A 13,100-nucleotide genomic window follows, 5' to 3' on the forward strand; every position below is an offset into this window, starting at 1 on the left:
CGACTCTGCCCCGTCAAGCCCCCCCCCGATACGAGGTGAGCACCGCAACGTAGATGCAACGTCCGCGCTCCTAGCCTCCGGGCGAGAGCTGCCCAACGGCGGGCAGCCTTCCCCGGGAGGCCAGCCAAGATGACCCGTTACGCAGCGCCCGGCGCCGAGGGCGCGATCGTCTCCTACCAGTCGAGGTACGACCACTTCATCGGCGGCGAGTACGTGGCGCCCGCCCGCGGCCAGTACTTCGAGAACCCGAGTCCGGTCAACGGTCAGGCCTTCACCGAGATCGCCCGTGGCACGGCGGAGGACGTCGAGCGTGCCCTCGACGCGGCGCACGCGGCCGCGCCGGCGTGGGGGCGTACGTCCGTCACCGAGCGTGCGGACGTCCTGCGCAAGATCGCCGACCGGATGGAGGCCAACCTCGAAAAGCTGGCGGTCGCCGAGAGCTGGGAGAACGGCAAGCCGATCCGCGAGACGCTGGCCGCCGACATACCGCTCGCCATCGATCACTTCCGGTACTTCGCGGGTGTCATCCGCGCGCAGGAGGGGTCGCTGAGCGAGGTCGACGAGGACACCATCGCGTACCACTTCCATGAGCCGCTGGGCGTCGTCGCGCAGATCATTCCGTGGAACTTCCCGATCCTCATGGCGACCTGGAAAATGGCGCCGGCGCTCGCGGCCGGAAACGCCGTCGTCCTGAAGCCCGCGGAGCAGACCCCGGCCTCGATCCACTACTGGATGAGCCTGGTGGCGGATCTGCTGCCCGCCGGTGTCGTCAACATCGTCAACGGGTTCGGCGTCGAGGCGGGCAAGCCGCTCGCGTCGAGTCCGCGCGTCGCCAAGGTCGCCTTCACCGGGGAGACGACGACGGGGCGGTTGATCATGCAGTACGCCTCGGAGAACATCAAGCCGGTCACGCTGGAGCTGGGCGGCAAGTCGCCGAACATCTTCTTCGACGACGTGTGGGCCGCGAACGACGACTTCCGGGACAAGGCACTCGAAGGCTTCACGATGTTCGCGCTCAACCAGGGTGAGGTCTGCACCTGCCCGTCGAGGGCGCTCGTGCAGCGCGGCCACTACAGTGAGTTCATCGAGGCGGCGATCGCCCGCACGGAGCAGATCAAGGGCGGGCATCCGCTAGACACCGACACGATGATCGGCGCGCAGGCCTCCAACGACCAGCTGGAGAAGATCCTCTCCTACCTGGACATCGGCCAGCAGGAAGGCGCGAAGGTCCTGACGGGCGGTCAGCGCATCGAGCACGACGGCGAACTGGCCGGCGGCTATTACGTTCAGCCGACCATCTTCGAGGGCGACAACCGCATGCGGATCTTCCAGGAGGAGATCTTCGGCCCCGTCGTGTCCGTCTCGTCGTTCAACGACTTCGACGACGCGATCAAAATCGCCAATGACACGCTCTACGGCCTGGGCGCCGGGGTGTGGACGCGGGACATCAACACGGCCTATCGAGCGGGCCGTTCGATCCAGGCGGGGCGGGTCTGGACGAACTGTTACCACGCGTACCCCGCGCACGCGGCCTTCGGCGGTTACAAGCAGTCCGGCATCGGCCGTGAGACGCACAAGATGATGCTGGAGCACTACCAGCAGACGAAGAACCTTCTTGTTTCGTACAGTCCAAAGAAACTTGGGTTCTTCTAGAGCCTGAAGTCGGTTGCCTGGAGACGCCGTTGCCCTCCAGGCAGTCCGACACGGGAGTCACTCCGGGTAAGCAACGGGCTGCACCAGGTCGACCGTCGACCTAGCCTGCCGGTATGCCCTCGGCTACCGGTGAGCTCCGCCACGTCATGCTCGGCCCGATCTTCAGGCCCGAGGTTCCCCCTCGGACCGACCCGGGACACCCCAGCACCTGCCACGCCTCGGCAACGGGCAAGGGCAAGCTCCACGGAAGCCCCGAGTGCCGTGCGGCACGCTGGCCCTGGCTGCCCGCCGGCCACCTGGCCGGCTTCGGCCGCCAGGCGTGAATGTGGTCCATGCCGCGGACCAGTTTCTCGACTAAGCGGCCTAAGGGCGCTCCTTCAGCACCGCAGCAGCGAGACGCTGCCGCAGGAGCGCATCCGCCCTGACCCGCGCCAGCTCGTCAGCGTGCTGCTTGACCACACGAAGCTGGTAAGCGAGTTCCACGGCGTACCACACACCCACCAGATTGGTCTGGGCCTTGCAGCGCGCATCGGTGGCGGCCACGGAACGTTCGCGGGCCGAGGCCGTCGCCGTACGCCAGGCAGGATCGCCCGCGGCTTCGTCCGGGCTCGCGTAGCGGTAACCGTGTCTCTTCATGCAGCCAGACCACCTGCCGTACGCCCTCAACACGCGGTCGTCCCGCCGGGATGCCTGAAACGTCTCGACGTTGATGCGGTCGACGAGCGGGGCGTCACCACCCGCCTGACGGTTGTCGGAGCGCAGCCCCCGCAGCGCCTCGCCCCGGCACCCGCCCGCTGGCACCGTCCGACCGGCAACCCGCGTACCGCTGTGGGCACTCGTTGAACCCGGCTTGACGTGGGGGTCGTTCGAGCCGTTCAGCACGAGGGTCTCCTGGGCGGGCAGAGACTCGGCCGGCACCCGGTGCGGCTGCTGCCGGCCGGCGCCGGCCGGGGTGTACCCGTGGCGGGCCGCGGCGGCGGCATCGGTGATGCCGTACCGCAGCTGGGTGAGCGTGCGGGGCCTGAACTGCTGCGGCACGACCGGGGCCCGGTAGGCGAAGCCGAAGCGGGCCATGCACCGCTGGACGAGCACCGCCTTGGCCAGGTCGAGGCGGTCCTGTTGCGCGTTGGTCAGGAGAAAACCCTGGACCGGCAGCTGTTTGTCTGCCGCAGACACGAGCCGCGGGATCGCGGCGACCTTCGGCGCGGCGGCGGTGGGACGCGCGCCACCGGAGGGATGCCCGGGGCCCCCGCAGGCGCATCCGGCGGTGAGCACCAGCACGACCAGCCCTGCCACGGCCGTTCCCCGCGTTCTGAGGGCGGCGCCGATCAGCGTCATGAGGTACGGCCCTTCTCGAGTGCGATGGGTGGTGCGCCGTCCGCGATGGCGAACGGCGCACCTGGGACACCTGGCTGGGTCAACTGAACTTTCCGGACGCGTTGTTGTTGTGCAAGGACGAGTTGAGGTTCGCCCGCCCGCCGGCGGAGATGGTCTGGTGGGCTCCCCCGTAGCCCGGGCTGTAGTAGATGGTGATGGAGTTGTTGAAGTCCCAGTTGTCGACCGAGCCGGCGTTGTTTCGCACTACTTGGCCGGCCCCTTCGCTTCCGTGAGAGGACGTGCTGGTGACGAAGTGGTTATTGCCGTAGTTCGTGTCGTTGTTGTACTGCTTGTAGACGGCTCCGGTGTAGCCGGGGTGGTAGAAAAGGCAGGCGTAGCCTGAGGAGCAGCTGGCTGCGGTAGGCGCGGCGGTTGCGGCGGAAGCGGGCGCCGACAACGCCAGCCCGCTGCCCGCGGCGGCCAGCGCCACGACTGCGGCGACCATGGAGCGCTTGAGGTACATGGGTCCTCCCGTTGTGTGAGAGCGGCCGTCCTGCCGCCCTCGGCTATCGTGCTGGGGGCCCTTGGGCGCCGGGAACCGTCTTCCAGCAGCATCGAAACGCCCAGGTAAGTCCCAGGCCCATGGCTGGAGTCGGTCAATGGACGCCCGCGGGGGTCGGGGTGGAGGTTTCGACGACGGCCGACCTGACCAGCGAGGAGCCGGTCGGCGTGCGGACGTGCAGCACGACCGACCCGTGCCGGAAGGACCGCAGTAGTCCGCAGTTGCGCAGGGCCGAGAGGTGATGGCTGACCGCGGGCGCCGATACCCCTGCGCAACGGCCCAGTTCACCGGAGGTGGTGGCGGTTCCCGCCGCGACGAGGATGGCGGCACGTGTACTCCCCAGCACCCGGGCCAGTGCTCTGTTCGCTGCTGCTGCTCCGGGGGTTGACTGTGCAGCGGGGTGGATGAGGACGGCGGGCCTGCCGGGACCGCAACGCAAGTAGGCTCTGCCACCGCAGAAGTGCGAAGGGACCAGGAGCAAGCCTCTTCCGTCCAGGTACAGGTCCCGGCCCGCGTCCCCCGGAACGTGCAACACCGGCGGCTCCCAGCGCATGAACGGTGCGTAGCTACGCAGGTGCCCGTGGATGCCGCCGTCCAGGAAGGAGCGGGCACGCAGCAGCCGGTCGCTCTCCACGCTGCTTCGGATCTCCTCCCAGTGCGGCCTGATCGCGCACGCGTAGTAGTCCCACAGGAGTGACCGCAGGTCGTCTCGGCCCGGCCTCCTCTCCTTGTGCTGCGGCCGTTCCTGACGCGTCATGCGAGAGGTGACTCGCTCCCGACCCGGCTGCCCCAGGAGCCCGTCGACGGGCGCAGGGGCGATCGCCGCGATCCGGACGCCGACGCCGTCCCGCGCGTCGCCGTCCGGGACCAGGAAGTCCGGTACGACCCCGGAGCTGGGCAGTAGCGGCATGAGGACCCGGCGCACACGTCCCAGGAGATCGCCCCTGTTCATCGCCTGGTGGCGCACCCGTTGTCGCCAGATGCCATGGCGGGAGGCGGGAGCACCGTCGCGTAATCGCTGGACGCTCAGGACCAGCTCCCACATCGGATCGGGCGTGGACGCCATCCGGATGCACAGCAGGTCGTCACTCGTCATGTTGATACGCACATCCTCACCCCTGTTCGACGTGCCCGGTTCTGCGCCCACGACGGGCGGCAGGTCACGGAACTGGTTGCCTGAATCCGTCGGCCGCGGGGTGGAGTCTTCGGGTCGGTTGTTTGTTCCGCATCCCCGAACCGGTGCGCGGAACAATCCCGGTCCCCCGGCTGAGAGGGCCCCGCGCGTGCGCCGTACCGCAGGTCCGTCTTGACGCGAGGGGGCAGGTCCGGCGGGTGATCGACGCGGTGGCGTTCAAGTACCACGACTACCTCGCCTGGCGTGACTTGCCGGACGAGTGTCCTCCGTGGCAGACGGTGTTTGACCGGTTCACCCGTTGGGCCCGCGATGGCACCTGGCACCGAGTCCTCGTCGCTTTGCACGCCGACGCGGACATGGATGGTGATCTCGACTGGCTTGTTGGGGTCGATCCCACGATCGTTCGCGCCCACCAGCACGCCGTCGGTGCCTCAAAAGGGGGATCCGGCCGGTGAGCCGGACGACCACGACCAATTTCGGCGAGAGGGGTGAGTGACATGGGCGCGTTCGGAAGGATGTTCAATCTGCTCGCGAGTGACCAGTTGAGAGAGCCTTCGCGTAATTGAGCTCAGCAATGGAACACACTCGCATCGATTCCCCCGCAATGTTCGGTTTGCGTTGCGCCGAAAAGGCTATGCGGAGTGCGCCCAGGGCACGTCCCACGACGGGTTGAGCTGTAAGTACCACGGGGGTTTACTCGCACGGAGACTGCAACTTGTGCAGTACCACGGAAGGGGTGGAGTTTATCGCCCGTCTCGACCCGCGTCGCGGCCCATGCGCTGCGCCTGGATGCCCCCGCGGCCTCGTCACTGACCCTGGCTTGCGGCACGACCAACAGCAGTACGCACCGCTGGCGCGCCGCTCCGCATCTCCACGGTCACGAGCCGTCCAGCTCGCCCCCGCAGCCGTCGCCTGCCTGGGGTCAACTCCCGCACACCACGAGCTACCGGTGAGGACCACCCGAGCGAGGCTCCGGCCCCGCGATGCGGCCACTGCCACAGCGACAGAGCCAAAGATCTGAGCCAATGCCGGCAATCAGGCCGCGACGAGAGCCTGCTCGCGGTCCGGCGTTTTGACCTTGGGCTTCTTGTTCGGCAGCGAGAGCCGGAAGACCTTGTGCCACGCGGAGAACACCTGCTTGGGCAGCGGCCCGGTGACGTACTCCAGCTCGTACTTCTCGAACAGCGCGCGCACCTTCACCGCGACTTCGGCGTACCGGTTGCTCGGCAGGTCCGGGAACAGGTGGTGCTCGATCTGGTGCGACAGGTTGCCGGTCATGAAGTGCATGGCCTTGCTGCCGCTGATGTTCGCCGAGCCCATCATCTGGCGCAGGTACCACTGGCCGCGCGTCTCGCCGTTGATCGACCGGCGCTCGAAGACCTGCACGCCCTCGGGGAAGTGCCCGCACATGATGACCGAGTGGGTCCAGAGGTTGCGGACCATGTTCGCGGTGAACGTGGCGGCGAGCGTGGGGAGGAAAGAGGGGCCCGAGAGCAGCGGGTGGATCACGTAGTCCTTGAGCACCTGCTTGCGGATCTTGCGGCCCACGGCCTTGGCCCGCGCGCGGAACTCCGGGCTTTTGCGACGACGCTTGTGCAGGTTCTTGCCGAGCTCCAGGTCGTACGCCGCGATGCCGTACTCGAAGAAGCAGGCGTTGAGGAAGTTCCACAGCGGCTGGCCGAGGTGGAACGGGTGCCACTTCTGGTCCTCGTCGACGCGCATGATGCCGTAGCCGAGGTCGTTGTCCTTGCCGATCACGTTGGTGTACGTGTGGTGCAGCTCGTTGTGCGAGTGCTTCCACTGGTCGGACGGCGAGACGTGGTCCCACTCCCAGGTGGTGGAGTGGATCTTCGGGTCCCGCATCCAGTCCCACTGGCCGTGCAGGATGTTGTGGCCGATCTCCATGTTGTCCATGATCTTCGCCACGGACAGCCCCGCAGTGCCGACCACCCACGCGGGCGGGAAGATCGAGAACAGCAGTACGCCCCTGCTGACCAGCTCAAGCTTGCGCTGTGCCGAGATGACCTTGCGGATGTAGGCGGCGTCCTTCTCGCCGCGGTCGGCGATCACCTCGTCGCGGATCGCGTCCAGCTCGCGGCCCAGCTCCTCGATCTGCTCCGCGGTCAGGTGGGCGGTGGGGTCGATGGCGGTCAAGGTGCTCCTACCGTTCGATGTCGCAGGGGCCCGCAGCGGCGGACACGCAGGTCTGGATGAGGACGCCCGGCTCGGCCTCGGTGATCTCGCCGGTGCGCAGATCGCGGACGGCGCCCGCCTTGAGCGGCGTGACGCAGCCGAAGCAGATGCCCATGCGGCACCCGGACGGCATGAGCACGCCGACCTGCTCGCCGATGTCCAGCAACGGCGTGGCGCCGTCCGCGTCGACGGTCTTGCCGGTCGCGCTGAACGTGACCTCGCCGCCTTCACCGGCGACGACGACGCCGGGGCGGAAACGTTCGGTGTGCAGGCGCTCTGGCACGCCGTGCCCGCGCCAGTACTCTTCGGCGGCGTCCAGCAGGCCAGCGGGCCCGCAAGCCCAGGTCTCGCGCTCGGCCCAGTCGGGCACGAGCTCGGCGAGACGGGCGATGTCGAGCATGCCGTCCGTGTCGGTGTGCACCTCGGTGAGCCGGAGCTTCTTGTCCGCGACCAGGCCGTGCAGTTCGTCGCGGAAGATCACGTCTTGCGGCTGCGGCGCGCAGTGGACCATGACGACGTCGTCGAACTCGGTGTCGCGCAGCATGCCCATCACGGGAGTGATGCCGCTGCCGGCCGTCAGGTAGAGCACCTTGGCGGGCTTGGCCTGCGGCAGCACGAAGTCACCGGTCGGCTGGTCGAGCTGGATGAGCGTCCCCGGTTGCGCCCTGCGGACCAGATGGTTGCTGACCTTGCCGTTCGGGATCGCCTTCACGGTGATCGTGATGCGGCCGTCCTGGCGGTGCGTCGGCGAGGTGATGGAGTAGGCACGCCACAGGCGCACCCCGTCGACATCCACCCCGATCCGCACGTACTGACCGGCTGTGTGCCCGCGCCAGCCCCGTCCCGGCCTGATCACGATGGTCGCGGCGTCACCCGTCTCGGGGCGCACGGCCTCGATGCGCCCACGCAGGTCTGCGCCAGCCCGCAGCGGGCTGACCAGGTCGAGGTAGTCCGACGGCAGCAGCGGCGTCGTGACCATCTCCAGCAGTTTCCACGCCCTGCTGCGGACGGCTGTACTCGTCATGGCTTCAGCTTGCTGCGCCTCAAGGCGTAAAGTCCTGACCGTAAGGCGTAAATCTGGTCGACTGAATTGTTCGCAGGGAACAAAAACGTGAGCCATGCAATCCAGAGGGCCAGCGAGTTGGCCCTGGACGAGACGACGGTCAACGCGCTTCGGGCCACACTGAAGGCCACTGCCGACGAGGTCGTCCAGGCGATCATCGACGAGGTCCCTCCTTACGCAGGTGCCCTTTCGGGCCGCATGGGCGGCACCATCCGTCGAGCCGTCCGCACCGCCCTGGGGCACTACCTGGACCTCGCGAGCGGTCAGGCCACAGGCGGCGACGCCGGTGACGCGGCCTACGAGCTGGGCCGCGGTGAGGTACGTGACGGCCGTTCGATGGACGCCCTCCTCGGCGCCTACCGCGTCGGCGCCCGCGTGGCCTGGCGGTGCCTGGCAGCGGGTGCCGTACCCGCAGGTCTGCCCGCCGCCGAGGTAGCCAAGTTCGCCGAGCTGACCTTCGCCTACATCGACGAGCTCTCCGCCGCGAGCGCCGCGGGTCACGCCGACGAGCTGGCCGCCAGGGGCCGGGCTCATGAGCTCCACCTGGAACACCTGGCCCGCGACCTCCTCGCCGGCGCGAGCCCGGACGTGCTGCTGGCCTCTGTTCAACGGGCCGGGTGGCAGCCTCCCGTTTCACTGACCGCGGTCCTGCTCCCCGCGGCCCAGGCCCGGCCTGCCTACCGCACGCTCGACCCGAGCACCCTCGTCCTCGACGATCTCCCGGACGCCACAGGCTTGCTGCTCGTCCCCGATGCCGACCGATCACGTCTCTTGCGGCAGCTGACCGACCGCACCGCCGTGGTCGGCCCGGCCCGTCCGTGGACTCGCGCGTCCGCTTCCTACACACGAGCCGTACGCGCGCGCTCCCTCTCCTCTGACATTCGCGACACCGAGAACCACCTGCCCGAGTTGGTACTGAGCGCCGACGCGGACGCGTTCGCAGACCTGCGTGCCCGAGCCCTCGCACCTTTGCGGACGTTGCCTGTCGCGACCGCGCGACGCCTTGAGGAGACGTTGCGGGCGTGGCTGCTGCACCAGGGCCGGCGGGAGGAGGTGGCGGCGGCGTTGTTCGTCCATCCCCAGACCGTCCGGTACCGGATGTCACAGCTGCGGGAGCTGTTTCCGGATCTCGCATCGCCACACCGGGTCCTGGAACTGACGCTGGCGGTCAGTCTTCGGAACGTCTGACGCGCACTTCGACCGTCCACGAGCGCGTCCGCGTCCAGACAGAGCCTGGGGAAGCCCGTCGGGGGCGGGGCCGATGCAGATCATCCCTACTCCGTCACGGGTACGGGCAACGACACGCACCGTCCCACCCTCCACCCACACCCGCTCCACAGGGACCGCATTCAGACCCGCTCCATCAAGACCACATCCAGATGCGGAGACACGATCCCCAGCAGGCCAGCACACACGAATGACGGTGGCACCGGCGTGACGCCCCGTCACCTCTTCACGGAAATCTTCCAAGATCCCGCACCCCCATCGTCACTGACCACATTCGGGTGTACGCCGACACCACAGGGCTCCAGCCAGAACGAGGTCCATGTGGACATCTGGCACGGCAGAAGCCCGACCGGCGAGGCACGTCCGGAGTTGCAGCCGTTTTCGGCCCTTATCGCCCGGCGGACCAGCCTCCCGCAAGAGGCACGGCCCAGAAACGTCTGCGGACGAGGGCGTGACGGCCCTCGCCCGCAGATTCATCCACTGAGCCTCCGCCACCTTGGTTGACTTCGAGGTTTGTCAGGACGAGCAGGACTCGTAGGTGGCGCAGTACCCATGGCGCCGACAGGGCCCGGCCGGCGGCATCGGTCAGCCCAGCGATGCAGTTGCCGCACGCAGGTCTTCCAAGGCTGCCAGTGCATGTGGCGCGAGTCCTTCTGCGTCATCACGATGGCTCTCGGACCACTGGGCATAGCCTCGCTTGAACGCGAGGACTCCCAGCTCGCCCGCGACATGCGCGGTCGATTCGGGGACACCGCGGGCGATGAGCGCGGCCGTCATGGCGGCCGCGAGACCGATGCTCTTGAGGGCGTCACGCTCCTGAAGTTCGGTGCTGGCTGCCACCGCTGCTTTGAGGCGGGGGCCGAGTTCGCGGTTCGTCGGTCCCATGGCGCTCGATGCGCGCTCGAGGCCGGCTGCCACCGCCTGAAGCGGGCTGGCGTCCGCCGGAGCCTCGGTGATGCCGTCGGCAAGCAGCCTGCTGAGCGTCTCCTGACCAGCGACTAGTAGCTCGCGCTTGTCTGAAAAGTGCCGGAAGAAGGTGCTCTTGGTGACGCCGGCGCGCTCGGCGATCTGCGCCACCGTGGTGGCGTCGTAACCCTGCTCGGTGAACAGGTCGACGGCCGCGACGACGAGTCGCTGGGTCGCCCCTGGTTGCCATCTAGCCATGAGACCAGGATAGGTGATGGGACCGTTGTCCCATCACCATGTATGGTCAGTGATGGGACAACGGTCCCATCACTTTCGAGGAGGGCTCATGCACGTCTTCGTCACCGGCGGTACCGGAACCATCGGATCCGCTGTCGTCACCGAACTGCTCGGCAACGGTCACACCGTTCTCGCGCTGGCTCGCTCGGACGGCTCCGCGCAGCTCCTCGAGAACGCTGGTGCCACGGTGTTGCGAGGGGATCTGGCGGACCTCGACGTCCTGCGGTCCGGCGCCGCGCAGTCCGACGGCGTGATCAGTCTGGCGTTCGGACGCGACTACGGCAGTCCGGATGCGCTCGCGCAGGCCATCGCCAAGGAGAGCGCCGCTCTCACCGCGCTGGGGCAGGAACTCATCGGAAGCGACCGCCCGATCGTCACGGTCTCGGGTACGCCGTGGGTGCCGGGACGCGCCTCCACCGAGGCCGATCCGCTGCCGACCGACGGGCCGGTGGGCGGTCGAGGCCGTTCGGTCACAGCGCTGCTGGATCTCGCCTCGCGCGGTCTGCGCAGCATGGCTGTCCGCATGCCGCGCACGGTCCACAATGAGGGTCAGGGCGGATTCGCCGGCCTGTTGGCTGACGCGGCGCGCCGCACCGGGGTGGCGGGCTACCCGGGCGACGGCACCCAGCGCTGGCCGGCCGTGCATACGTTCGACGCAGCGGTCCTGTTCCGTCTGGTCCTGGAGTCGGCACCGGCCGGGACGGCCTGGCATGCCGTCGCCGACGAGGGCGACACCGTGCGGGACATCGCCGCGATTATCGGCCGGCGACTGGGCCTGTCGGTCGAGGAGGTTCCGCAGGAGAGCTTCGGCCCGTTCGGCCCGATTTTCGCCATGGACCAGCCGGCGTCCAGCGCCCACACCCGCGATGCCCTTGGCTGGCAGCCGACCCACCCCAGCCTCTTCAAGGACCTGGAGAACATTCAGCCCTGACGCGCCCTCGCTCGAAGGGGACCGTCTGGGGCTGGCTCAATGGGTTGCCGGCAAAGGGCTCGTATACCCCCGGTTGGACCCGCACCCCTGATCTTGGACACTTGAGATAGTGGACTTCAGGATCTTTGCGGAACTGGATCCGCCGGGTGGGCGATCGCCGACCACATGCGCGCCGATCTCGTCGTCGACGCCCTCAAAGCAGCCGAGCGAACCCGCGGCACCATCGCCGAGTCGTTCAACGCGAAGCGCAGCAGAATCAGTTCCCCTCCAAGCAGCGCCCAGTACCGCTGCCGCACTGTCCGGCCTGCGCCCTCCGACCCGAGCGGATCACCTGCGGGCGGACGGCCGGCGCCTCACGTTCGCTGGCTGCGGGCACAGGGCGCCTGAGCTCATCGGGACCAATCAGTTGCTCGATAGTGGCGAGCCGAGCAGCCAGTTGCCGGGTGCCTCGGTGTCGGTGCTGAGGTAGAACTCCTCGATGGCGGTGCGGAACTCGTCGTGGGTGATGGTGCCGCTGCCGTCGCGGTCGAGGCGCTGGAAGGCCGCGCTGGAGGTGGCCGGGTCGATACCGAGGGCCTCGTACATGCGGACGTACTCATCAGCGGTGAGCATGCCGCTCTTGTCGGTGTCCAGGGCGCGCATGAGGGCGTCGATGATGGGCGTCACCAGGCGTTCGACGGTCTGGGCATCGGCGGCGATGTGGGAGCGCATGGCGGTGATGAACTGTTGGCGCCCGATGCGGCCCTGACCGTCCGGAGCACCGGCCTCGCCCAGGACGTCCCACCACAGCATGAATGCCTCGCGCAGCGCGCTCTTGTTGCTCTCGTCCGGCGCTACCGCGGCGAACACCTCACCGATCTGCTGGAAGTCATCGCGGGTGAGGTAGCCGTCGCTAGTGCGGTCGAACCAAGTGAACAGGAAGGTGAACTTCTGCTCGGTGCTGTTCTGCGCCATGGCGGCCTCCTTGAACGGAGCGGTTGGTCTGGGCGCTGAAGCTGGTCGGCCCACCCTTGGAACCTGGAGTCGGCACTTCCCGGGGTGCCATCGGAGCTTCAGGTCTCGATGTGCGTAAGGGAGCGAGCCCGATTCCCTTATGTGAGACGGCCGAAGATGTGGTTGGCCGGCGAGGCGGGATCGTCTCCGTAGAAGAACTCGGAGACGGCTTTGTGATATTCGACCCGCGAGAGGGCTCCGGATGCGTCAAGGTCGAGTGCGTTGAACACCTCGGCGCACTCGTCGTCGGCGGCCCGTCCAGTGCTTCCGAAGATGTGTGTGAACTCGGTGCGGCTGATCGCACCGTCGCCATCGCCGTCGGCGAGGTCAAAGAAGCGGTCGGCGACCGGCGCAAGTTCCTCGGAGTAGCGGGTGCGATCGGCGAAAGTGGCGGCGAACGCCTGTGTGACCTCCGCCAAGGTCACCCTGTCGTCCTTGTCGGCGTCGGCGGGGGCGATCACGGACTCCCAGAACCCGTGCAGGGTCTCGTACATCTGTCGCGCCTGAGGGGAGTCGGGGGCGATACCCCTGGCCCGGACGTAGCGCTCGCTCATCGTGACGACGTCCTGCCGCGTTATCGCGCCGTCGCCGTCGACGTCCGCGGCGCGGAACCACCGCTCGTACTTGCGTGTGCGCAGCTCGCCCATAGGCGCACGGTAAATGCGCCTCAGTGGTGTGACTAGGCCTATTCCCGGCCGCCGACGCGAACAGGAGGGGGCCTGTGCGTTCATGTGGCGGATTGCTGTCCCCGTACTCAACAGCATGGAACGCGTCGGCCGTCAGCTCGCGGACTTCACGGTATGAGCCGAAGTTCGACGCTTCT

Annotated in this window: 13 protein-coding genes; 5 read left to right on the forward strand and 8 right to left on the reverse strand. The window is 67.9% G+C overall.

All coding sequences use genetic code 11. The annotated features are described in order from the left end of the window. Positions 1 to 129: 129 nt before the first annotated feature. Together ACIO9J_RS02385 and ACIO9J_RS02390 are read left to right on the forward strand one after the other, a co-directional pair. Positions 130 to 1,653, forward strand: a complete 1,524-nt coding sequence (locus ACIO9J_RS02385) for an aldehyde dehydrogenase family protein (RefSeq protein ID WP_401991203.1) — start codon at positions 130 to 132, stop codon at positions 1,651 to 1,653. 113 nt (positions 1,654 to 1,766) lie between these two features. Next, positions 1,767 to 1,976 (forward strand): hypothetical protein, encoded by a 210-nt coding sequence (locus ACIO9J_RS02390; protein WP_401991206.1) that lies wholly within the window; start codon positions 1,767 to 1,769, stop codon positions 1,974 to 1,976. 40 nt (positions 1,977 to 2,016) lie between these two features. Here the strand turns inward: ACIO9J_RS02390 and ACIO9J_RS02395 are convergent, their stop codons facing one another. The 3 genes from ACIO9J_RS02395 to ACIO9J_RS02405 form a co-directional block, all read right to left on the reverse strand. Continuing rightward, a complete protein-coding gene (locus tag ACIO9J_RS02395) occupies positions 2,017 to 2,991 on the reverse strand; it encodes a hypothetical protein (RefSeq protein ID WP_401991209.1) in 975 nt (324 codons plus the stop codon). A 79-nt stretch (positions 2,992 to 3,070) separates the two neighbouring features. Then, positions 3,071 to 3,493: a peptidase inhibitor family I36 protein gene (locus ACIO9J_RS02400; protein ID WP_401991212.1), complete on the reverse strand. Its 423-nt coding sequence runs from the start codon at positions 3,491 to 3,493 to the stop codon at positions 3,071 to 3,073. Positions 3,494 to 3,626: 133 nt separating this feature from the next. Continuing rightward, positions 3,627 to 4,628 (reverse strand): ArsR/SmtB family transcription factor, encoded by a 1,002-nt coding sequence (locus ACIO9J_RS02405; RefSeq protein ID WP_401991215.1) that lies wholly within the window; start codon positions 4,626 to 4,628, stop codon positions 3,627 to 3,629. A gap of 236 nt (positions 4,629 to 4,864) precedes the next feature. On the opposite strand from ACIO9J_RS02405, the gene ACIO9J_RS02410 reads away from it, so the two are divergent. Next, complete coding sequence (locus ACIO9J_RS02410; protein ID WP_401991218.1) at positions 4,865 to 5,122, forward strand: transposase; 258 nt, start codon at positions 4,865 to 4,867, stop codon at positions 5,120 to 5,122. 580 nt (positions 5,123 to 5,702) lie between these two features. On the opposite strand, the gene ACIO9J_RS02415 is transcribed toward ACIO9J_RS02410, so the two are convergent. Beyond that, a complete protein-coding gene (locus ACIO9J_RS02415; protein ID WP_401991221.1) occupies positions 5,703 to 6,821 on the reverse strand; it encodes a fatty acid desaturase family protein in 1,119 nt (372 codons plus the stop codon). Between the two features lie 7 nt (positions 6,822 to 6,828). Beyond that, positions 6,829 to 7,884, reverse strand: coding sequence for a ferredoxin reductase (locus ACIO9J_RS02420; protein ID WP_401991223.1), 1,056 nt, complete (start codon positions 7,882 to 7,884; stop codon positions 6,829 to 6,831). Positions 7,885 to 7,971: 87 nt separating this feature from the next. On the opposite strand from ACIO9J_RS02420, the gene ACIO9J_RS02425 reads away from it, so the two are divergent. Beyond that, positions 7,972 to 9,111, forward strand: a complete 1,140-nt coding sequence (locus ACIO9J_RS02425; protein ID WP_401991226.1) for a PucR family transcriptional regulator — start codon at positions 7,972 to 7,974, stop codon at positions 9,109 to 9,111. Positions 9,112 to 9,735: 624 nt separating this feature from the next. On the opposite strand, the gene ACIO9J_RS02430 is transcribed toward ACIO9J_RS02425, so the two are convergent. Next, positions 9,736 to 10,314, reverse strand: coding sequence for a TetR/AcrR family transcriptional regulator (locus ACIO9J_RS02430; protein ID WP_401991229.1), 579 nt, complete (start codon positions 10,312 to 10,314; stop codon positions 9,736 to 9,738). A gap of 88 nt (positions 10,315 to 10,402) precedes the next feature. Between ACIO9J_RS02430 and ACIO9J_RS02435 the strand changes: the two genes are divergently transcribed. Further along, positions 10,403 to 11,284, forward strand: a complete 882-nt coding sequence (locus ACIO9J_RS02435; RefSeq protein WP_401991232.1) for an SDR family oxidoreductase — start codon at positions 10,403 to 10,405, stop codon at positions 11,282 to 11,284. A gap of 402 nt (positions 11,285 to 11,686) precedes the next feature. On the opposite strand, the gene ACIO9J_RS02440 is transcribed toward ACIO9J_RS02435, so the two are convergent. Together ACIO9J_RS02440 and ACIO9J_RS02445 are read right to left on the reverse strand one after the other, a co-directional pair. Continuing rightward, positions 11,687 to 12,238, reverse strand: a complete 552-nt coding sequence (locus ACIO9J_RS02440) for an EF-hand domain-containing protein (protein WP_401991235.1) — start codon at positions 12,236 to 12,238, stop codon at positions 11,687 to 11,689. A gap of 137 nt (positions 12,239 to 12,375) precedes the next feature. After that, positions 12,376 to 12,924: an EF-hand domain-containing protein gene (locus tag ACIO9J_RS02445; RefSeq protein WP_401991238.1), complete on the reverse strand. Its 549-nt coding sequence runs from the start codon at positions 12,922 to 12,924 to the stop codon at positions 12,376 to 12,378. Between the last annotated feature and the right edge of the window lie 176 nt (positions 12,925 to 13,100).

Origin of the sequence: Streptomyces sp. NPDC087300 (assembly GCF_044744425.1) — a bacterium.
Classification (GTDB): domain Bacteria; phylum Actinomycetota; class Actinomycetes; order Streptomycetales; family Streptomycetaceae; genus Streptomyces.